This is a genomic window from Hungatella sp. (genome assembly GCF_046966825.1).
In genome coordinates this window covers 15,082-35,304 of sequence record NZ_JBKVCZ010000006.1, presented here as the reverse complement: position 1 = coordinate 35,304, position 20,223 = coordinate 15,082, and the positions used below count along the sequence as shown (strand labels likewise).

The window sequence follows — 20,223 nt, the reverse complement described above, 5'->3', positions numbered from 1 at the left end:
GCTGTTAAAAACACACTCCACTACCGTCAACCATTCATTCAACCGAAAACAAACTCTCCGCATAATTCACCGAAGCCATCGCATCCCTGCAATACCGGTCTGCCCCGATCGTCTTTGCATAATCCTCCGTCAGTACGGCGCCTCCCACCATCACCTTTGTTTCAGGAGCCGCTTTCTGCAGCTGCCTTATGGTCTCTTCCATACTCGGAACCGTAGTCGTCATCAGTGCGCTGAGTCCTACCAGCTTCACTTCCTGCTCTACGGCGGTCTCCACCACCAGCTCCGGAGGCACGTCCTTACCTAAATCAATGACATCATAGCCATAGTTCTCCAGAAGCACCTTGACAATGTTCTTTCCAATGTCATGAATATCGCCCTTGACTGTCGCCAGAATGATCTTCCCCTTCTTTTCCTCTTCCCTGCCCGACTTCGCCAGCTGCTCCTTAATGACTTCAAAAGCTGCTTTAGCCGCTTCCGCACTCATCAAAAGCTGGGGGAGGAAAACCGTGCCCTTCTCAAATCCTTTCCCGACACGGTCTAAAGCCGGAATCATCTCCTCATTTATGATAACAAGAGGCTCTAACGTCTTTAAGAGCTCCGTAACCGCCTGATGTGCACTCTCCTTCAATCCTCTCTCAATGCTCTCTGCAAGAGAGGCAGACATCGCCGTTCCACTTCCATCCGATTTGCCGGAACCGCCGCCCTGACGCACGGTCTGGCCCAGTGTGGCCACCTGACCGCTGTAGACGCTGATATATTCGCTGCACTGGGGGTCTAAATCAGCAAGCACCCGGAAGCTGTAATAGGAACGCATCATGGCCTCGGAATTCGGGTTGATAATCGCTGCATTCAGCCCATTCTGCAGCGCCATGGTGAAAAATGCCGCATTGACAATCTCACGCTGGGGAAGGCCGAAGGAAATGTTGGAGACACCCAGGATCGTCTTTCCTCCCAGTTCATCCCGCACCCTCCTGACTGTTTCCAGTGTAGTAATCGCCCCTTTGCTGTCTGAGCTGACCGTCATACAGAGTGCATCGATGATGATATCTTTTTTCTCAATCCCATATTCTGCCGCCTTCGCATAGATCTTTTCCGCCACTCTCAGACGCCCGTCGGCTGTCTCTGGAATTCCGTCTTCGTCAAGCGCCAATGCAACCACAACGCCGCCATACCGCTTCACCAGAGGAAATACCGCCTCCATCACTTCCTGCTTTCCATTGACGGAGTTAAGTAACGGCTTGCCGTTGTAGGCACGCAGCGCCCGCTCCATGGCCTGGATATTGGAGGTATCGATCTGGAGAGGAAGATCGATAATGCTCTGCAGCTCCCTCACCACTTCCTCCATCATCGCCGCCTCATCGATCTCTGGCAGGCCCACATTCACATCCAGCACATGTGCTCCGTTATCCTGCTGAGTGACACCCTCGCGCAGAATATACTCCAGATTGTGGTCCCGGAGCGCCTGTTTAAACTTCGATTTTCCCGTCGGATTGATGCGTTCGCCGATCAGCACGGGATTCTGATCGATAACGACCGCCTGCGCATAGGAAGAAATTACGGTATAGTCCTTTTTCTCCGGCATGCGGGCCGGGTGGTCCTTACAGAGTTCAATGGTCTTTTTTATATGCTCCGGAGTTGTTCCGCAGCAGCCGCCCACGACACAGGCTCCCATCTCCACGATCTCTCTCATGGTCCTGGCAAACTCATCCGCATCGATATCATAGACCGTCTTTCCGCCTTCGCTCCTCGGAAGTCCGGCGTTTGGATTTACAATGACCGGAACTGAGGCAGCCTTCATGATGTCCGCCAGGATCCCCTTCATCTGAACCGGCCCCAGACCACAATTGATTCCCAGAGCGTCCACGCCCAGGCCCTCCAGCAGCGCCACTGTGGATTCCACGGTTCCTCCCGTTAGAAGCTTGCCCCTGCTGTCAAAAATCATCGTAGCGAAGACAGGAAGATCACAGTTTTCCTTAGCAGCCAGAACGGCCGCCTTTACCTCATAGCTGTCGCTCATAGTTTCTATCAAAACAAGATCAGCGCCCTCGCGCGCACCGATTTTAACGACATCAGAGAACAGCCCGTACGCCTCCTCGAACCCCAAATCACCAAGCGGCTTCAAAAGCTTTCCCGTAGGTCCGATATCAAGAGCGATAAAGCACTTTTTTCCGGCTTTCCCGACAGCATTCTTCGCATTTTCCATGGCTGCTGTCACAATCCCGTCCAGCCCATATTCACTGGAATCGTTAAATTTCAGCCCGTTGGCTCCAAAGGTATTCGTCTTGATAATGTCGGCTCCCGCCTCCAGATAATCGTAATGCAGCTTTGTCACAATCTCCGGATGAAGGATATTCCACGTCTCCGGCAGCTCTCCCGGCTTCAGTCCATTGGCCTGCAGAAGGCTTCCCGTGCCGCCGTCGAAAAATACGATTCTCTTCCTGATTTCTTCCATTAACTCTGTCATATCCCTTATCCTCTCCTGTACGCGCAGTCTGTTTTCGAACATAATTCACATCCCCTCACCTCACAGCGGTGAGGCTTCGGGCTCACTCCCATCACCGCGGTCACGGATTTGGAAGGAGTCATCAAAAGGCTATCTGTAAGCATAATTCCGATCCTCTTGGCCGTCTCTAAAACGGAGGTGATATCCCTCTGGCATTCCAGGGGAAAATCTCCGTATCCGGGGCTGAACCTGGGCCGCAGATAGAGCCCTTTTTTCTCAAAGGACTCTTTCAGTGCCGTATTCACCTCGTCACAGTACGATTCAATCATTGCGGTGGCTGCGGCCTGCATGGTCACTGCCTTGCTCATCTGGAGCTTTGTATACTTACGGATCAGGGAATCTGCCTCTGTTCCAAGGGTAGCGGCAAATAAAATGACCTGTTCGCAGTCCTTCAGATTACGGCTGAGGCTCCGGCTCTTCGTCCGAAACACCGTAAAATCCAGCTCTTCCTCCGGCAAAGGCACGAAAGGGTATACTCTGTATATGCTTTTCGGCGACGCCGCGGCCTCCAGCTCCTCCACACATTCTTCAATCAGCTTCGAAACCTTTTCATCCGCTTCCTGTCTGCCATATCCCAGATACCTTCGAATCTCTCTCCGGTTAATTTCCATGCATATCACTCCACTTCTCACCGGGACCCGCTTTAAATCCATTACAGAATTTCCGACAGGTTCTCCTTTATTTTTGCCGCCACATCCGGCTTATTCATGGAATACACGTGAATCGCGTCCACTCCATTGGCAATGAGATCGATAATCTGCTCCGTGGCATAGGCGATCCCCGCCTGTTTCATGGCCGCCGGATTATCTCCGAACCGGTCCACAATCGCTTTAAACCGTGACGGCAAATACGTTCCTGAGAGCTGGCAGCTGCGGGTGATCTGCTTTACATTCGTCACCGGCATAATTCCAGCCACGACAGGCACCGTAATCCCTTTCTCCCGGATCCGGTACAGATAATTATATAAGATATTATTGTCAAAGAACATCTGGGTAGTCACAAAGTCACATCCGGCTTCCACCTTCTGCTTCAGATAGTCCATGTCGATGGTTTTGCTCACCGATTCCACATGGCCCTCCGGATAACAGGCCGCTCCGATGCAGAAATCGCCGCAGGCCTTGATCTCCCGGATCAGCTCCGAGGCAAAACGGTAATCCGATGCCACAGGCCCTTCCTTCGGGATATCACCGCGCAGAGCAAGGACATTCTCAATTCCCGCGGTCTTTAACTCTTCCAACACCTGGTGCACCTTTTCTCTTGTGGAGGAGACACACGTAAGGTGGGCCAGCGCCGTCACCTGGTACTCATGATGCAGGGTGGAGGCGATGTCCACCGTATACTGGCTCGTACCGCCTCCTGCTCCGTACGTCACACTCATAAAGGCCGGATTCAGCTTTGCAATCTCAGCCGCCGCCTTTTCTACGGACTCGTACTTATCTTCCGTCTTCGGAGGAAACACCTCGAAGGATAACGTGGGCTTTCCCTGCCCCAGTATGTCTTTGATCTTCATATCGTAAATCTCCTGTCTTTCGTAATATCCGCCCTTACTGCCCCATAAAAATCCGGGCGATCGGCGAATCTGCGGGCAGAATCAGCGTATTGCTGTCTCCCTTTAGAGAGGCCCGCGCCGCTTCCAGCGACCTGGTGTAGGAATAAAATCAGCCTCTGCGGATCGCGGTACGCCTCCGCCATAATTCTCATGTACTCGGCCTCACCATCCGCCGTAATGGCCGCCGCCTGTGCTTTCGCATCGGAAATGCTGATGGCGATTTCGCGGTCTGTTGTATTTCTGATCTTCTGAGCCTCAGCCTGGCCTTCTGCGGTATAGGTCGCTGCGATCTTGTCGCGCTCTGAAATCATACGCTCATAAACCGCCGCCTTATTATCGGCAGGCAGGTCCAGCCGCTTTGTCTCTACGGCCAGAAGCTGGATTCCGTATTCAGCCATGCTGTCGCCGACGTTTGTCATAATGGCCTGGGACAGTTCTCCATCCCGGCCGCTGATTACCTCATTCTGGCTCATGCTGCTGATCACATTTTTAACGGAATTATAAACCACGGTATCGATTCTCCCCTCCGTGTTCGCTACGGAAGAATTCAGCGTCTGCGCAAACTTGAGCGGATCCGTAATGCGCCACAGCACATAGCTGTCACTTAACATGGTCTTCTTATCCATGGTAATCACGTCAGACGCCGCCAGATCGTACAAGAGGATCTGCTTCGGCAGCGTGTCCGCTGTCTGAATAAATGGAAGCTTCAGTGTAACTCCCGCGGTATCGATGATCCGCTCCACCCGGCCGAACTGCCGGATCAGCTTATACTCATTTTCATTCGTTACTACAACTGAACCTAATAATACTATAATGACGGCCAGTCCTGCAATAGTTCCAGTCACTTTTTTCAATGTTTTTTTCATTCTGCTGCCTCCTCTGCCCCATGATCTGTCTGGCTTCCTGTGCTCTGAGTTCCCGATCCGCCCTGCTTCATGCCGCTTTTTCCATCATTTCCTGTACGCTCTCCTGTACTATTTCCCAGCGAATTCTGTCCCGTCGCGTTATTTCCTGCATCCTGGGACGCTGCAGCTCCCGCTGCGCCCGTAAAGCTGTCTAAGGGCAGGATCGTATCCGTCTTGCCGGTACCGTCGATGATCACCTTCATTCCCGGCAGCACGTCCTCCATAGCCTCATAGAACATACGCTTTCTTGTCACTTCCGGATTTTTGCTGTATTCCTCGTACATGGCATTGAACTTCGCCACCTCCGCGTTAGCCTCGTTGACTCGCTGCACCTTTGAAGACTCTGCCTCCTGCAGAATCTTATCCGTCTGTGCCGTAGCCTCCGGAAGCTTTTCATTACGGTACTTGTTTGCATTGTTGATCGCCGTTTCCTTGTCCTGTTTGGCGGTCTCCACGGCCTTAAACGCCTCCATCACCTCCGCTGTCGGCGGTTCGGAATCCTGGATCGTGACGTTCACCACGGAAAGTCCCACGTCATGCTGTTCCAGCTTATTCATAACCATCTCTTTCACCCTGGACTGTATCTCATTTTTCCCGGTCGTCAGCACCGAATCCACATCGTAGCTTCCGATGACGGTACGGATACAGCTTCTGCTGATATTCTGCAAAATGGTGAAGGGGTCCTGAGACGCATACACAGCCTTCACCGGATCCACCACCTTATACTCCACGAAGAAGTCCACATTTACAAAATTGTAATCACTGGTAATCATCAGAGAGTCCGCTTCCTCCGACTGGTTATCCGAAGGATCGTAACCGATCGCCACCCCCTGTATGGTGGTATTCACCTTCTGTACCCGCTGGATAAACGGAATCTTAAAATGCAGCCCGGGCTCCGCAACCGTCTTCGCCGATCCGAGGGTTGTCAGCACCGCCTGCTCCTGTTCCTGAATGTTATAAACAGAGCCAATCCCTATGACAGGAATCGCTATCACCAAGACCGCTATCACTCCTAATTTCTTGAGCAGACCTGTTATCTTATTCAACTTTGGTTTCTTACTGTGATCAAATGTTTCCATATTTTCTCCGCCTTTCTTTCTGTCGTTTTTCTGGTTTCTCTCGTAAAGGGCATGGAAAACGCGGCCGCGTTTCCTTTATGCAGACTATGAAGTCCCATAAAGCAAGCTTTCCTATGTAATAAAAAAAGACCTTTACTGACAGCCATCTGGTTATCAATAAAAGTCTTGCACATTTCATAAGTATGCGGATAAAGGTTCCTTTATCGTTCTGACGCAATCTTATCCAGCCCCGGGGCTGGAAGCTACTCCCTCTTACGATTGATGATACTATATCACAATCCGGTTACATTGTCAAGAAAATATCATACTCGAGTTTCCGCAGTTCTGTCCACAGAAGCACCATTACTGTTTATACTTATATACAACTTTAAAAAAATGCCCAAAATATAAGGAATCCTATCCCTTTTTGATGTAAAATTAAGCTACCAAACAAAAATCTTACTAAACAAAAAGAAAGGGGATTCCTTATGGCTTATTTTACATCAAATACTTACCAAATGAAACGGGAAATTTTAACTTTTTCAAATAATTTTTCAAGAAAGCTTCCTAAACCGGAACGCAAATTTATTGCTGAAATGAATTATGGTATCCTCGCTTCCAAAAGCTGCCTACTTACGGATATTGTTGACCAGCTCCATGAAACTTCCAAAAAAATCAACATTGTTGACCGCCTTTCACACCATCTTGCCAAGGGGACTCCCCGGGAAGCTCTGAAAGCTTACCTCACACAGGTTAAAAAATGGTGTCCTGCTCAGCCCGTTATCCATATCGACGACAGTGATGTTGTCAAGCCTGATGGTTACAAATTTGAATCGCTTGGATGGGTACGTGATGGTTCCGAAAGCACTGCCACAAAAAATCTCTATAAAAAGGGCTATCATGTTACCGAAGCCACGGTCCTTACCAACAACAATCATCCGCTTAGTCTCTTTTCCGAGATCCATTCTTCCAGTGAAAAAAACTTTACCTCCATTAACGATGTCACATTCTCCGCTATGGAGCGGGCCAATTCCCTGTTTGGAAAAGCGACTTTTGTCATGGACCGTGGCTATGATGATAACAAGATGTTTCTCAAGCTGGATTCCATGGGACAGGACTATGTCATACGCCTTACTGCCAAACGTAAGCTGCTCTACCATAATAAATGGACTTTTGCAACGGAGCTGCGTAACCGTAGGAAAGGAAAAGTAAAACTCCCTCTATTTTATAAAGGAAAAGAACACGAAGCTTATCTTTCCCATGTGAAGGTACAGATCACCGCCTCCAGAAAGGACATTTATCTGGTGCTGGTTTATGGTATCACAGAGCATCCTATGATGCTTGCCACAAATAAACCAATCCGTTCAAAAGAGGATGTGATCGCTGTAGCAAAGCAATACTTTTCCAGGTGGCGGATCGAAGAATATTTCCGGTGTAAAAAACAGATGTTCCAGTTTGAAAATTTCAGGGTAAGAAAACTCAAAGCCATAAACGCATTAAATTTTTATATTACCTTATGCATGGCATTCCTTGCACAGATCACCATGAAATCAGAGACGAATGCCCTTAAGGTTTCCATTATAAAGACAGCAGATCCGGTGAAAGAAAAAGTGCATTTCTGCTATTATCGGCTGGCAAAAGGGATCTCCGGCATACTGTCGTATGCAAAAGAGGGCGTCAGACTCTGGTTCAGGACAAAACGTCCTGCATACCGTCAACTCAGCCTTAAGCTGACCGCTTAAATAGATAAAAGAATAAATCTCCCAAAGTCCGGTTCCGGCGGGGCTTGTTAAAGTGCCTCTACTCATTATTCTGCCACTCGCCAGCATTTCAAAAAACGGCAGATTGGCACCTTTGATTACTATATTCATTTTTCAATTACAATTTGCGGAAACTCAAGAATATCATATCATTCCTGACACCTATAAACCAAATATGATAATGTCCTAAGTAACCACAAATGAAAATGTCCTCAAATTGTATTATAATAACCTCACAGCTTATAACGCAGGAGGTTCAGGACAATTAAGGAGATTAAACTTCGGATGAAGGAACAGGAAAAATACGAGATTATTAAGAAACTTGTGGAAACCAGCGGGAATAAGGATAACGCCGCTCTGAAACTGTCTGTTTCCAGACGGCAGATTAACCGTATGATGAAAGGATATAAAGAACAGGGAAAAGCTTTCTTTGTTCATGGCAACAGGGGGCGCAAACCAGCCACAGCTCTCTCTGAGGATATCAGAAAACGTATCGTCTCTCTTTATCAGGAACAATACTTTGATGCCAATTTTACTCATTTTACGCAGCTGCTTGCGGAGCGGGAAGGCATTCTTGTTTCTACAACCACAATTCAATCGATATTGGAAGAACATTACATCTTATCCCCTATGGTTACAAAAGCAAAGCAGAAACGTATTTCTGCTCATTTAAAGGCGGTACAAAAGACGGCTTCCCACAAAGAAGCCGTCGAAATCCAAAAAAATCTCGTTGCTGTGGAAGATGCACATACACGAAAACCACGGAAGGCTTTCTTTGGCGAACAGGAACAGATGGATGCTTCTCCTCATGAATGGTTCGGTGGTTCTGTCACACATCTCCACATCGCTGTAGATGACTGCACCGGCCGGATTACAGCTGCGTATTTTGATACACAGGAAACCCTGAATGCCTACTACCACCTGTTTCATCAGATACTCACTGCGTATGGCATTCCTTATGGCTTTTTCACAGACCGCAGAACCGTTTTTGAATACAGGCAGAAGAACCGTACCGAACTGGCAGAGGATACCTACACGCAGTTTGCTTATTCCTGTAAGCAATTCGGTGTAGAGCTGGAATGCAGCAGTATTCCACAGGCAAAATCGCGTGTGGAGCGTATGTTTAAGACCTTACAATCAAGACTGCCAGTCGAGTTACGACTGGCAGGCATTACAGAGATCAACGCAGCTAACGAATTTCTTCGTTCCTATATCGCCAAATATAACGCTGAGTTTGCTCTTCCCCTTAATGGTATCAAATCTGTCTTTGAAAAGCAACCCGATCAGGAAAAAATCAACCTGACCCTTGCCATTCTCACCGAACGGGTGGTGGATGCCGGCCATTGCATTCAAAAGGATAAAACCCATTATCGTATGTTAGATAAAAGTGGAAGGCAGGTACATTACCTGAAAGGGACAAAGGTTATGGTAATCCAGGCATTTGATGGGCAGCTGTTCTGCATTGTCAACGAGAATACCGTGCTGGTGCTGGAAGAAGTCCCCGAGTACGAGAAAACCTCCCGGGCATTTGCACCTGAAATCCCCAGGGAAAAACCAAAGAAACGCTATATTCCCCCTATGAGCCATCCATGGAGACGCAGCACGTTTATAAGGTTTGCTCAAAAACAGCCACATCGGATCGAAATGGAGCTCTCTGCCAATCGCTATTAAAACAGAAAAAAGCACCGGCGGCGCCGGTGCTAATAATGCACTTTTTTCAGGACATTTTCATTTTTGCTTTACAGAAAATATCATATCATTCCTGACACCATATCTTCCCAACTCCAAGCCCCCTTACCTACAACTCTGAGCCCAACTCAGGATCATTATACGATGCATAGACATAAAGGGCATCTTCCCCCTCATATCTGTAAATTTCAATGATAAACAGCCCTTCATAGATATAGCTGCTCTGCTCCTGCTGCACAATATCTCTGGCTTCCTCCATAATCTCATCTGCCTTCCGGTCTTCCGCCGCAATTCCGCTGCCCTCCTCTGTCGCAGTCAGGAAACGCTCCAGAAAGGCCAGTGAGGCTTCGCTGCTGTAAAGTCTGGTCGCATAATCATGAAGTTCATTGGTCGCAGTGTCATAGTTCACATCGATATACTGGTCTGTGTACTCGTCGTCCCGCGTCTCACTCAGGTTATCCTCCAGATAGAGGCTTCTGATGCTTTCAAAATAAGACGTATCGTCGTATAAGTAATTATCCGTATAGAGTTCGTCGGAATCAAGCTTATAGCCAAAGTCAGAACTCTCGACAGCAGCCAGCAACTGCTCACTCACATAAACGCCATCCGCCGGAAAATGGTAGTAAGCCATACATGGTTCGCCCGCTTCTATCACGTCCTCATCATTCAGCATCGTAAAGTCGGATTCATAATCATAATTATATGCCTCCGTCGTCTCCGCAGCTCCTTTGAGGTAATCGCTTAAGTAGCCTTCCAAGTTTGTAAAGGCAACCATGGCAATGGTGACAAGGCCGACAGCAGCCATAATCAGAACGGTTTTTCCTGCGTTGCTTTTCTTCCCCTCCGGCTTCATACTTCCGCTTCCTGTCGGACGGCTTCCCGCTCCATAACCGCCTGCGGCTGTACGGTACGCCCCGGAACCTTCTGCAGGATTCCTGTATGATCCGTTTATACTGCCCGTTCCTGCCTGCTCTGATGCTCTTGTCTGTCCCTGCTTCGACGCCGCTCCTGGCGTCCGTCCTCCACCGGAAGCAGCTGCGCCCGAAAAAGGACTCTGAACAGGCTTATTTGGAGCTGTACCGCCTTGAACAGGACCACCTTGAACCGGACGGCCAGCCGAACTGCCATAAGCCGGGCTGGCAGGATTACCGCTTTCTCCGTGGTGATCCGCCTCCAGATATGGATTATGGAAGCCGCACTCCGTCTCATGCTCCGGATGTCTCTCATTGAGATAGTAATCTACGTTCTGCGTATAGGGATTCCTGATCACCCTTCTGCAGCGCGGACAGTAATTCCCCGCATCTACAGGAAGGTCACAGACCGGGCACATCTTCTTTATCATCGCACTTTCCCCCTCTTTCTCCGTCGTATTATAAAGCTCACAGCACCTTATCCAAGTACGAGATGAGCCACCGCGATCTCATCGTCCTCGCGGAAGCCCTGCGCGCAGACCAGGATATTGTATACATACTGACTATCCAGCCCTGTCATTTCCGAAATCTTCTCGATGTTGTTTCCCTGCAAAGTCAGCTCCATCACACGGTGCACATCCTCCGCCGTCTTCTTTAAGAGCTCGTCGTGATTGGACTGAAGCTTCATCCCATCCGTCTGTAAATCCTCTTCGGTAATAAAATCTTCCAGGGACAGCTCTTTCTCCCCTTCCCCGCTCTTATAATACTCTTCCGACATCTCCCAGTCTTCACCCTGGTTTTTCTTTTCTTCCGACATAAAGTATCTCCTCCGTTTAAAACAAGGGGTGCTGCAGGTAGTCCTAGCGCTTTGCTAAGGCCATCTGCAGCCCCCCCCCATTATTCAATCCTGTGTTACGACGCGGCGCAGCACAGCATCTTATCTCTTGTTCTTTAAGAAATCCGGAATATTGATCTGAACTTCTCTGTTTACGGTTGGTCTGTAAGGCTGTCCGGCACCCTGGGAAGCACCTGGTGCACCGGCCTGTCCGCCATAATTTGGCTTGTTGTAGTTTGGATTGTATCCCTGGTTTCCATAGTTTGGATTGCCGTAGTTCGGGTTATAATTCGGATTGTAAGCAGGTGCGGTTGCCGCAGCTTCCTGATTCGGGTTAGGATTCTGGTTCTGCGCCTGCTGTGCCGCCGGTTTCTGCGGTCTCGTATAGCCGGTTGCGCTGCCGCCGAAGCTTGTCATGACCTTGCCGACAGGAGTCTCATTCCCCATATCGAGGCCGGTGGCAATAACGGTAATGCTGGCTTCATCCTGAGCCGTCTCGTCATACATGGCGCCAAAGATGATGTTGGCTTCGTCTCCTGCCATCTCCTGAACGTAGCTGGCCGCTTCGTTGGCCTCGATCAGGCTGATATCGCCGGAAATATTGATGATAACGTGGGAGGCACCCTCGATGGTGGTCTCCAGCAGCGGGCTGGATACGGCCTGCTTCACGGCATCGAGAGCCTTCTCGTCGCCCTTCGCCTTGCCGATACCGATATGTGCGATGCCCTTGTCCGTCATAACGGTCTGAACATCGGCGAAATCCAGGTTAATCAGGCCTGGAACGTTGATTAAGTCTGTAATGCCCTGTACTGCCTGCTGAAGGACTTCATCCGCCTTCTTTAACGCATCCGGCATGGTGGTACGCCTGTCCACAATCTCAAGCAGCCTGTCATTGGGAATCACAATTAAGGTATCGACACTGTTTTCGCGCTCGATACCAAAGACATTGCTATACGTGTCTTTGCCTCAAAGCGGAACGGCTTTGTGACAACACCGACTGTCAGAATCCCCATATCTTTTGCAATCTTGGCAACAACGGGAGCCGCACCGGTTCCTGTTCCGCCGCCCATACCACAGGTAACGAACACCATGTCCGCGCCCTTCATGGCCTGAGCCAGTTCCTCAGAGCTCTCCTCGGCAGCCTTCTCACCGATCTCAGGCTTAGCGCCTGCTCCGAGTCCCTTTGTCAGTTTCTCTCCGATCTGCATAGCCGTAGGGGCTTTGCAAAATTGAAGTGCCTGCTTGTCTGTATTAATTCCGATGAATTCTACACCGGCGATACTCTCATCAATCATACGGTTTACTGCGTTGTTTCCGGCACCGCCCACACCGATTACCAGAATTCTTGCAGCATTATCCGCCTCATTTATCTTAATCTCTAACAAGATTATATCCTCCTTTAACCATAAACAGCTTACTCTATAGACCTATCTAATATAATATTTGATTTTACCGAAAATATCAACCACTTTTTCAACAAAATTATAAGTTCTGAATGGAAATTTTATTTATTTTTTACAAACCGGTACGATGTGGCCGTCTCAGCCTCGTCATATGTATCGAGATACAGAGTCCCAGCAAGGCCGGTCAGCACGGGAAGCTGATCCTTCAGCTCGGAAATCTTGCCGCTCATCTGGTCGTTGCTTCCGAGATAAACGGTGATGTCCCCCAGGATTAAACTGGCGTTGCCGTGAGTATCGTACTGGATCCTGTCCACCGTAATCTCATGCGTCGACAGCAGCTGCGTCAGATTCAGGATCTCATCGAAGATCCTGGTGTTTTCCACGGGAAGGGGCTGATGCAGGGCGATATGGCCGAACTTCAGTCCTGTTACCCATGGAATTCCCTCCAGCTTATTGCTGGAGCTCTCCACGATGATACCATCCTTGTCGAAATACATATAACTTCCCATATAGGAGACGTATCCGACCACGCTCTTCTCGTAAACGATGATTTCTACCCTCGTCGGGCTCTGGAATACGATTTTATAGTCTTCTACAAACGGAATCTGTTCATGTTCCTTAAAATGATCCTTGTAAAAGCAGTAAATCGTATTCCGGTCCCACTTATCCTGAAACAGCAGACCGCGCAGTTCATCGGCGGTATACTGTTTATTCCCCGTTACTGTAATCTCTGTAATCCGGATGGACATTAAGATTACCGCCAGTAAGACGATAACCGCCGCCACAATTCCGATTACGATTCTTCGTTTGCTTTTTTCTGGTCTTATCATTCCATTCCTCTAATCACAGCGCCAAGGCTCTTTAAGTCCCGGCAGATATCTTCATACCCCCGCTCGATGTGGCTGCAGTCTGTAATCTGTGTCACACCACGGGAGGCCAGACCCGCGACCACCAGTGCGGCGCCGCCGCGTAAATCCCTGGCCCTCACGACTGCGCCCGTTAAAGGGTACAGCCCGCGGATCTCTGCCCTGTTATCCTCTATTATAATATCTGCGCCAAGTTTCTGCAATTCTTTTACAGTGCCAAATCTTCCCTCAAATACAGTTTCTTCCATACGGCCGGTTCCCTCAGCGGCGGCCATCACCGCCATCATTGGCGACTGTAAATCCGTCGGAAACTGCGGATAAGGACCCGTCACAACCGAATACTCTGCCGGGCGCCCTGTCATGGTCACGGAAATTCGGTCGTCATACCTCTGTATGGCGGCTCCCATCTCCTCCGCACAGCGCAGCACCGCCTCCATATGGGATGGCCGGATTCCCGTCATGGTCACACAGCCCTCCGCGGCCATGGCCGCACAAAGATAAGTGCCGGCCACAATCCTGTCGCCGGTTACGGTAAATATGGAATCATGCAGGCTAAGTACCCCTTCAATGAACAGTGTTGAACTTCCCACCCCGTGGATCCTGGCTCCCATGCCGATTAAAAACAGGCACAGCTCTTCGATCTCGGGCTCCCTGGCAGCGCCGTGAATCACTGTCACGCCATCCGCCAGAACGGCGGCCATGAGGGCATTCTCGGTCGCTCCCACGCTGGGAAACGGGAAGTAGATATCGGCTCCCGTCAGTTCATTGGCAGTGACTAAAAGCTCCTCTCCGTCCTCTTCTACCCGGGCCCCCAGCGCGTCAAGCGCCGTCAAATGCAGGTCAATGGGCCTTTCCCCGATCGAGCAGCCGCCGGGAAAACTGGTAACGGCTCTCTTCATCCGTCCTAACAGCGGCCCTGAAACAATGATCGAGGAGCGCATACTCTTCACAAACTCTTTCGGTATTTCCGTCTCTGTAACTACGGATGCATCAATCTTCAGCCGGTTTCCTTCCAAACGGCATTTACAGCCGATACTGTCAAGTATCCCCAGCATACAGAACACATCCTGTATCCTGGGGACATTTTCTATCACTGTCGTGCCTTTATGAAGAATTGCCGCCGCCATCATAGGCAGAACGGCATTCTTGGAACCCTGGATCTTTATCTCACCTTCTAAGGGCGTAAGCCCCTGGACTTCTATGACCGACAATCCGATACCTCCCGTGGCTTCTTATATACTATCCTATGTAAAAAGCGGGAAAAAGGTTATCACATTCCGCCGAATAAAATGAGGGGGACTTTCACCTTTCCAGACGTATCTGATTGGAAACGCTCAAAACCATGCCCATTTCCATCATCAGGAACAAAACCGACGTACCTCCATAGCTGATAAAGGGAAGCGTGATTCCGGTGTTGGGAATGGTGTTGGTAACTACGGCGATATTTAAGATAACCTGGATCGCAATGTGCCCCATGACACCTACGACCAGCAGGGCACCGAATAAATCCGGCGCGTTGTCTGCAATCAGCATAAAACGGTAGATCATGAACAAAAAAATCAGGATCACCGACACGGCTCCGAAGAGCCCCAGTTCCTCACAGATGATGGAGAAAATCATATCATTCTGCGCCTCGGGTACGAATCCCATCTTCTGGATACTCTCCCCTAAGCCTCTTCCCACCAGTCCGCCGGAACCGATGGCGTATAACCCCTGAAGCACCTGATAGCCGCCGGTGGACGGGTATTTCTCCGGCTCCAGCCAGACGAAGATACGGCTTAACTGATACTCTTAACAGACCAATCTTCTCCAGGGCGGTTGCAATGGGACCGGCAAACGCCAGCACCCCCACGCCCGCGAATCCGCAGGCAAAAAACGGCCATTTTTTCTTACATGCCACAAACAGCATGACAAACGCGATTCCTGCAATGATAATACCGGAACTTAAGTTGTTGGCTGCTACTATTCCGGCGATAGGCAGCGTGGTGACAATCACCAGCAGCACGCCTCTCTTTTCGTTGATATTCTTGCCCATCTGCACGATCATGGATGCCAGCATGACGATCAGGGCGATCTTTACAAACTCTGTTGGCTGAATGGAGGCACCGCCCACTCCGAGCCAGCGCTTCTTACCGTTTCTCTCGATACCGAACAGTGCTGTGGCAATCATCAGCACATAGGAAAGGACGTAGGCCAGAACGGCAAATCTTGCGTACCAGTGGTAATCCATCTTGGAGATAATCAGCATAATGACAAAGCCGGCCAGTGCAATCTTCGCCTGTCTCATCATAAAATAGGCCGCATCATCATACTTTATCTGGGCAGCGTAGGAGCTGGAACTGTATATCATAACCAGACCGAACACGGTCAAAAATATCACCGTAAACAGCAGGCTGTAATCATAAAAACGGCGCGGTTTGTTTTTCTTTTTGTTAGGCCTGTTTTCCGCCATCTCATTCCTCCTCGCCAAAACTTTAGTGAGCGATAGCCGCATCCTGTTACAGACTGCGCACGCACTCCTTGAAAACATCACCCCGTTCCTCGTAATTGTTAAACATCCCCCAGCTGGCGCAGGCGGGTGACAACAACACGTATTCTCCGGCATTCGCATAGGATGCGCAAACTCTGACCGCCTCCTGCATGTCTTCCGCATACATGACATTGGTGAAGCCGTGTCTTGCGGCACATTCGGCGATTTTCTCTCTCGTCTGGCCTAAAAGGACCATGTATCTCACCTTTTTGCCGAAGGATCTGATCCATTCGTCATACTCGGAATTCTTATCGTAGCCTCCCGCGATTAAGATCGTAGGGCCAGGCATGGCATTAACCGCCTGGATCGCCGCGTCGGGATTCGTTCCCTTGGAATCGTTATAGTACTTCACCCCCGCCTTCTCTGCCACGAACTCGATCCGGTGTTCCACCGCCTTAAAGTCCCTGATCACGCTCTGTATCGTCTCAAGCGGCACTCTCAGCTCCATGGTTATGGCAGCCGCCGCCATGACGTTTTCGTGGTTGTGGCGGCCCAGCAGATTCATGTCATGGATATTTATGATCTCCATGCGCACGCCGTCGTGGTTCCTTACAATCATATCGCCATCCAGGCAGATGCCCTCAGAGAGAAGCTCCCTGCTGCTGAAATAGATGACGCGCGGGGTCACAGTCTCTCCGAATCGCCGCAGAACCGGATCGTCGTAATTGAGGATGCAGGCATCCTCCTTCGTCTGATTCTTTGCAATCCCTTTCTTAACATCTATGTAGCAGTCCATCGTCTTATGGCGGTTTAAATGGTCCGGCGTAATATTCAGGATCGCGCTCACGTCGGGTTTAAAATCCGTAATGGTCTCCAGCTGAAAGCTGCTGATCTCCGCGACCGTATAAGACTGGTCTGTCGTGCGGAGCGCGGTGGACGTATACGGTGTTCCGATATTTCCTACTACAAACACCTCTTTATAGTACGCGCTCATGATCTCCCCGACCAGAGAGGTCGTCGTCGTCTTTCCGTTTGTCCCCGTTATGGCTGCCAGCTTTCCCCTGGCATAATGGTATGCAAGCTGGATCTCACTCCAGATCGGGACCTCGCAGGCCTTCAGCACCTCGACAAACGGGGCATCAAGCGGGATACCAGGACTGATAACGCAGAGCTCCACGTCCTTTAGCGCCTCCTTCGTCAGCTCTCCAAGGAGCACTTCAATTGTCTCGTCCTCTTTAAACTGTCCCCGGACCGCCTCCGCGTCAAGCGCCTCATTGCTGTCGTAGAGAATCACTTCGTGTTCTGTATCGAGTGCCATTCTGGAAGCGGCAATTCCACTCTTTCCGCTCCCTGCAACTAATATTTTCTGACTCATAGGTTACTCTCCTTCTTTACAGTCCAAGGTATGCCAGCAGGCAGAGAATCGCCGTCACAATAGAGAAAACGGCAACAACCCTGGTCTCGGACCAGCCGCACATCTCAAAATGGTGATGGATCGGCGCCATCTTAAAGAATCTCTTTCCGCCTGTTTTTCTAAAATACGTAATTTGTATAATATCTGACAGAACTTCCACCAGATAAATAAATCCAATGATCGCGATAAAGATCGGCATCTGCATCATGTAGGCGCTGGACGCCACGAAACCGCCAAGCGCCAGGGAACCGGTGTCTCCCATAAACACTCTGGCCGGATAGACGTTAAACAGCAGGAAGCCCAGGAGACTGCCTACGACCGCGCCTGTGATCGGGCTGATCCCCGCTCTCTCCCCCAGGGCCACCACGGTTAAGAAGGTGGCCACCAGGATCGTCACGCTGGTGCAGAGTCCATCGAGACCGTCGGTGAAGTTCACACCGTTGTCGGTTCCCAGCACAACAAAGAACAGAAACGGCACGAAGAATATCCCGAGGTCGATATAGAGGCCATTTTCGAAGCCTCCGGTAAATGGAATCAGCATGCTCGTTCCCACTGCCTTGGAGTTGAGAAGGTAGTATGCAAAGACGCCCGTAATGATAAACTGTCCGATTATCTTCTGTAAAGGCTTAAGGCCTTCGGAGCGTTTCATGACGATCTTAATGTAATCATCCAGAAAACCTACGATACCAAAACCAACGGTCATGAACAGAATCGGTATGATCTTCGGATAATCCTTCACGTAGAACAGAGAAGTAATGATAATGCTGGTCAATATGATCAGACCGCCCATAGTGGGAGTGCCCTGCTTTTTCAAATGGCTTTCCGGTCCCTCTTCCCGGACCTGCTGACCAAATTTTAATCTGTGGAGAAATGGTATTACTATAGGGCACAGTATCGCGCTTATGGCAAACGCTATGATAATCGCCAGTATCGTCTCGTTAATCATGTCACACCTCAATATTTTATGTATTCGTACTTTCAGAGCAGCGGTTAATCCCCCTCACTTCGTTCGGCGGAATGGAACACAGTTAGTAGTATACGTCTTTTTTCCTGAATAATCAACTATAGAATCGAAACGAGGAAACAGTTTTTTCCTCTGTTGCTTCAATTCCCAGATAAGGCAGAATATTCTTAAAAATGTCGGCAATGACAGGCGCCGCGATGGTTCCGCCGTAGTAGATTCCCTGCGGTTCATCGATGGTAATCAGGGCGATTACGGACGGATTATCCGCCGGTGCAAAGCCGATAAAAGACGAAATGTACTTCTTTAAGCTTCTCGGAAGTTTTTCCGAAGTGGCCGTTTTTCCGCCGATGCGGTACCCCTCCAGATACGCCTTTTTTCCGCTGCCCTCGGAGACGACCTTTTCCAGAATATAGCGCATGGTTTCGCTCGTTTCCGCAGAGACGATCCCTTCCTTCACCGGGTAGGTAAAGTTGTGAATCACCTCGCCGTCGGCGCTGACGGCTCCCACGCCAAAGTGGGGCGTCACCCGGTTGCCGCCGTTTACGATGGCAGAAGCCGTGGTAATCAGCTGCATGGGGGTAATCTGGAAGGACTGGCCGAAGGAGACCGTGGCCAGCTCCACCAGCCCCATATTCTCTTTCTTATGCATGATGGTGGCGGCCTCGCCGGGCAGATCGATTCCCGTCTTTCCCTTCAGGCCAAACTGTTCAAAATACTTGTAGTAATTATCCACTCCCAGGCGCTGGCCCACATCGATCAGAACCGGGTTGCAGGAGTTCATAACTCCCTGCAGAAATGTCTCGGAACCATGGCCCCCCACCTTGTGACACCGGATCTTTCTGTCCTCCACGATGCGGAAGCCGGGACAGGAGAAATGGTCTTCCAGATTCACCACTCCCGCTTCCAGCCCCGCGGCGGCCGTCACGATCTTAAACGTGGAGCCTGGCTCGTAAGTATCGTTGATGCAGGGATTACGCCACATCTGGTTCAACAGCTCCTGCTTCTCCTTGGCGCTCACATCTCCCGGGTCCTCCGGAAGCGTGAACGGGTCGTTTAGGTTGAATTCCGGAGCGCTTACCATAGCCATGATCTCTCCGTTCTGCGGGTTCATGACAATGATGGAGACCCGCTTCGCGCCTTTCTTCTCCATCACCTGGTACGCAGCCTGCTCACAGTACTTCTGGATATTTACGTCCAGACTCACATGCAGATCCTGCCCGGCGATGGGCTCGATCCGGTCCTCCGCCGCATTTTCAATCTCAATACCCGCCGCGTCAGACATGGTCAGAATCTTCCCGTTCATCCCCTTTAAGTAATCCTCGTACTTGACCTCCAGACCTATGATTCCCTGGTTATCCCCTCCTGTAAATCCCAGCACCTTGGATGCCAGGCTGTCGTAGGGATAGTACCGCTTGTAGTCCTCATCCACCTTCACCCCGGCCAGATGGTACGTCCTGATCTGGTCCCCCAGGGCTTTGTCCACATTGGTCTTAATAATCTCCCTGGAACTGTATTTTTCTACCTTTTTTCTGACAGAATCTTCCTCGATTCCCAATTCTTTGCTTAAAACTGCCACCACCTGATCCGGTTCCTCTATCTGATTGTGGATGACCGAAATGGTGCAGACGGTCCTGTTGGTGGCGATGACGGTTCCATTGGCATCAACGATATTGCCTCTGGCCGCTTTGATTGTTCTCTCTCTTTCATGCAAGTCCTCCGCCATGGCACTGTAATGGGCGGATCGGAAAATCATAAGAAAAAACAGCCGCCCCATTAGTCCTGTCATGGCAAGAAATAACAGGAAAAACAGGATGGCTATCTTCTCTCTGTGATGTGTTTTATTAGAATTCATACGCTGCTCCACCGTCATCATTGTTACAGTATATGAAATTCCTG

Annotated in this window: 13 protein-coding genes and 3 pseudogenes; 2 read left to right on the top strand and 14 right to left on the bottom strand. The window is 49.9% G+C overall.

Going from position 1 to position 20,223, the window contains the following annotated elements:
* Nucleotides 1-34: 34 nt before the first annotated feature.
* The 5 genes and pseudogenes from ACLTD4_RS03355 to hflK all read right to left on the bottom strand — a co-directional run bounded on the left by ACLTD4_RS03355 (nt 35) and on the right by hflK (nt 6,036).
* Entirely contained in the window at nt 35-2,464 is a 2,430-nt protein-coding gene (locus tag ACLTD4_RS03355; RefSeq protein ID WP_117621715.1) for a homocysteine S-methyltransferase family protein, read from the bottom strand.
* A gap of 5 nt (nt 2,465-2,469) precedes the next feature.
* Nucleotides 2,470-3,114 carry a vitamin B12 dependent-methionine synthase activation domain-containing protein gene (locus ACLTD4_RS03350; RefSeq protein WP_029466544.1) on the bottom strand — a complete coding sequence of 215 codons (645 nt, stop codon included), beginning with the start codon at nt 3,112-3,114 and terminating at the stop codon, nt 2,470-2,472.
* A gap of 41 nt (nt 3,115-3,155) precedes the next feature.
* Nucleotides 3,156-4,013: a methylenetetrahydrofolate reductase [NAD(P)H] gene (gene metF / locus ACLTD4_RS03345; RefSeq protein WP_117621558.1), complete on the bottom strand. Its 858-nt coding sequence runs from the start codon at nt 4,011-4,013 to the stop codon at nt 3,156-3,158.
* A 34-nt stretch (nt 4,014-4,047) separates the two neighbouring features.
* Nucleotides 4,048-4,918, bottom strand: a pseudogene (hflC, locus tag ACLTD4_RS03340) (protease modulator HflC).
* Nucleotides 4,915-6,036 (bottom strand): FtsH protease activity modulator HflK, encoded by a 1,122-nt coding sequence (gene hflK, locus ACLTD4_RS03335; protein WP_412331132.1) that lies wholly within the window; start codon nt 6,034-6,036, stop codon nt 4,915-4,917. Before hflK ends, hflC begins: the two are co-directional and overlap by 4 nt.
* 467 nt (nt 6,037-6,503) lie before the next feature.
* Here hflK and ACLTD4_RS03330 point away from each other — a divergent pair, with 467 nt between their 5' ends.
* Nucleotides 6,504-7,757: a transposase gene (locus tag ACLTD4_RS03330; RefSeq protein WP_412331131.1), complete on the top strand. Its 1,254-nt coding sequence runs from the start codon at nt 6,504-6,506 to the stop codon at nt 7,755-7,757.
* 303 nt (nt 7,758-8,060) lie between these two features.
* Nucleotides 8,061-9,446 carry an ISNCY family transposase gene (locus tag ACLTD4_RS03325; RefSeq protein WP_055657671.1) on the top strand — a complete coding sequence of 462 codons (1,386 nt, stop codon included), beginning with the start codon at nt 8,061-8,063 and terminating at the stop codon, nt 9,444-9,446.
* A 127-nt stretch (nt 9,447-9,573) separates the two neighbouring features.
* Here ACLTD4_RS03325 and ACLTD4_RS03320 read toward each other — a convergent pair whose 3' ends face one another.
* The 9 genes and pseudogenes from ACLTD4_RS03320 to ACLTD4_RS03280 all read right to left on the bottom strand — a co-directional run bounded on the left by ACLTD4_RS03320 (nt 9,574) and on the right by ACLTD4_RS03280 (nt 20,179).
* Nucleotides 9,574-10,806, bottom strand: a complete 1,233-nt coding sequence (locus tag ACLTD4_RS03320; protein ID WP_412331130.1) for a hypothetical protein — start codon at nt 10,804-10,806, stop codon at nt 9,574-9,576.
* Between the two features lie 47 nt (nt 10,807-10,853).
* Complete coding sequence (locus tag ACLTD4_RS03315) at nt 10,854-11,192, bottom strand: hypothetical protein (RefSeq protein ID WP_055656973.1); 339 nt, start codon at nt 11,190-11,192, stop codon at nt 10,854-10,856.
* A 120-nt stretch (nt 11,193-11,312) separates the two neighbouring features.
* A pseudogene (gene ftsZ, locus ACLTD4_RS03310) lies at nt 11,313-12,595 on the bottom strand (cell division protein FtsZ).
* 119 nt (nt 12,596-12,714) lie between these two features.
* A complete protein-coding gene (locus ACLTD4_RS03305) occupies nt 12,715-13,443 on the bottom strand; it encodes a cell division protein FtsQ/DivIB (protein ID WP_055656971.1) in 729 nt (242 codons plus the stop codon).
* The gene (gene murA, locus ACLTD4_RS03300; protein WP_117623926.1) at nt 13,440-14,690 is read right to left on the bottom strand and encodes a UDP-N-acetylglucosamine 1-carboxyvinyltransferase; all 1,251 of its coding nucleotides are present in this window, start codon (nt 14,688-14,690) and stop codon (nt 13,440-13,442) included. Before murA ends, ACLTD4_RS03305 begins: the two co-directional genes overlap by 4 nt.
* A 91-nt stretch (nt 14,691-14,781) precedes the next feature.
* A pseudogene (locus ACLTD4_RS03295) lies at nt 14,782-15,931 on the bottom strand (FtsW/RodA/SpoVE family cell cycle protein).
* Nucleotides 15,932-15,977: 46 nt separating this feature from the next.
* Nucleotides 15,978-17,324 (bottom strand): UDP-N-acetylmuramoyl-L-alanine--D-glutamate ligase, encoded by a 1,347-nt coding sequence (murD, locus tag ACLTD4_RS03290; RefSeq protein ID WP_117623925.1) that lies wholly within the window; start codon nt 17,322-17,324, stop codon nt 15,978-15,980.
* Between the two features lie 16 nt (nt 17,325-17,340).
* Entirely contained in the window at nt 17,341-18,309 is a 969-nt protein-coding gene (gene mraY, locus ACLTD4_RS03285) for a phospho-N-acetylmuramoyl-pentapeptide-transferase (protein WP_002603395.1), read from the bottom strand.
* A gap of 112 nt (nt 18,310-18,421) precedes the next feature.
* Nucleotides 18,422-20,179, bottom strand: coding sequence for a peptidoglycan D,D-transpeptidase FtsI family protein (locus ACLTD4_RS03280; RefSeq protein WP_412331129.1), 1,758 nt, complete (start codon nt 20,177-20,179; stop codon nt 18,422-18,424).
* Nucleotides 20,180-20,223 lie beyond the last annotated feature (44 nt).

What these genes read in the sequence shown, in the direction of transcription:
- mraY (WP_002603395.1), bottom strand. Translation starts at nt 18,309, where the DNA reads ATGATTAACGAGACGATACTGGCGATTATCATAGCGTTTGCCATAAGC.
- ACLTD4_RS03280 (WP_412331129.1), bottom strand. Translation starts at nt 20,179, where the DNA reads ATGAATTCTAATAAAACACATCACAGAGAGAAGATAGCCATCCTGTTT.
- metF (WP_117621558.1), bottom strand. Translation starts at nt 4,013, where the DNA reads ATGAAGATCAAAGACATACTGGGGCAGGGAAAGCCCACGTTATCCTTC.
- ACLTD4_RS03330 (WP_412331131.1), top strand. Translation starts at nt 6,504, where the DNA reads ATGGCTTATTTTACATCAAATACTTACCAAATGAAACGGGAAATTTTA.
- ACLTD4_RS03315 (WP_055656973.1), bottom strand. Translation starts at nt 11,192, where the DNA reads ATGTCGGAAGAAAAGAAAAACCAGGGTGAAGACTGGGAGATGTCGGAA.
- ACLTD4_RS03305 (WP_055656971.1), bottom strand. Translation starts at nt 13,443, where the DNA reads ATGATAAGACCAGAAAAAAGCAAACGAAGAATCGTAATCGGAATTGTG.
- ACLTD4_RS03325 (WP_055657671.1), top strand. Translation starts at nt 8,061, where the DNA reads ATGAAGGAACAGGAAAAATACGAGATTATTAAGAAACTTGTGGAAACC.
- ACLTD4_RS03320 (WP_412331130.1), bottom strand. Translation starts at nt 10,806, where the DNA reads ATGATAAAGAAGATGTGCCCGGTCTGTGACCTTCCTGTAGATGCGGGG.
- murD (WP_117623925.1), bottom strand. Translation starts at nt 17,324, where the DNA reads ATGAGTCAGAAAATATTAGTTGCAGGGAGCGGAAAGAGTGGAATTGCC.
- ACLTD4_RS03355 (WP_117621715.1), bottom strand. Translation starts at nt 2,464, where the DNA reads ATGACAGAGTTAATGGAAGAAATCAGGAAGAGAATCGTATTTTTCGAC.
- ACLTD4_RS03350 (WP_029466544.1), bottom strand. Translation starts at nt 3,114, where the DNA reads ATGGAAATTAACCGGAGAGAGATTCGAAGGTATCTGGGATATGGCAGA.
- hflK (WP_412331132.1), bottom strand. Translation starts at nt 6,036, where the DNA reads ATGGAAACATTTGATCACAGTAAGAAACCAAAGTTGAATAAGATAACA.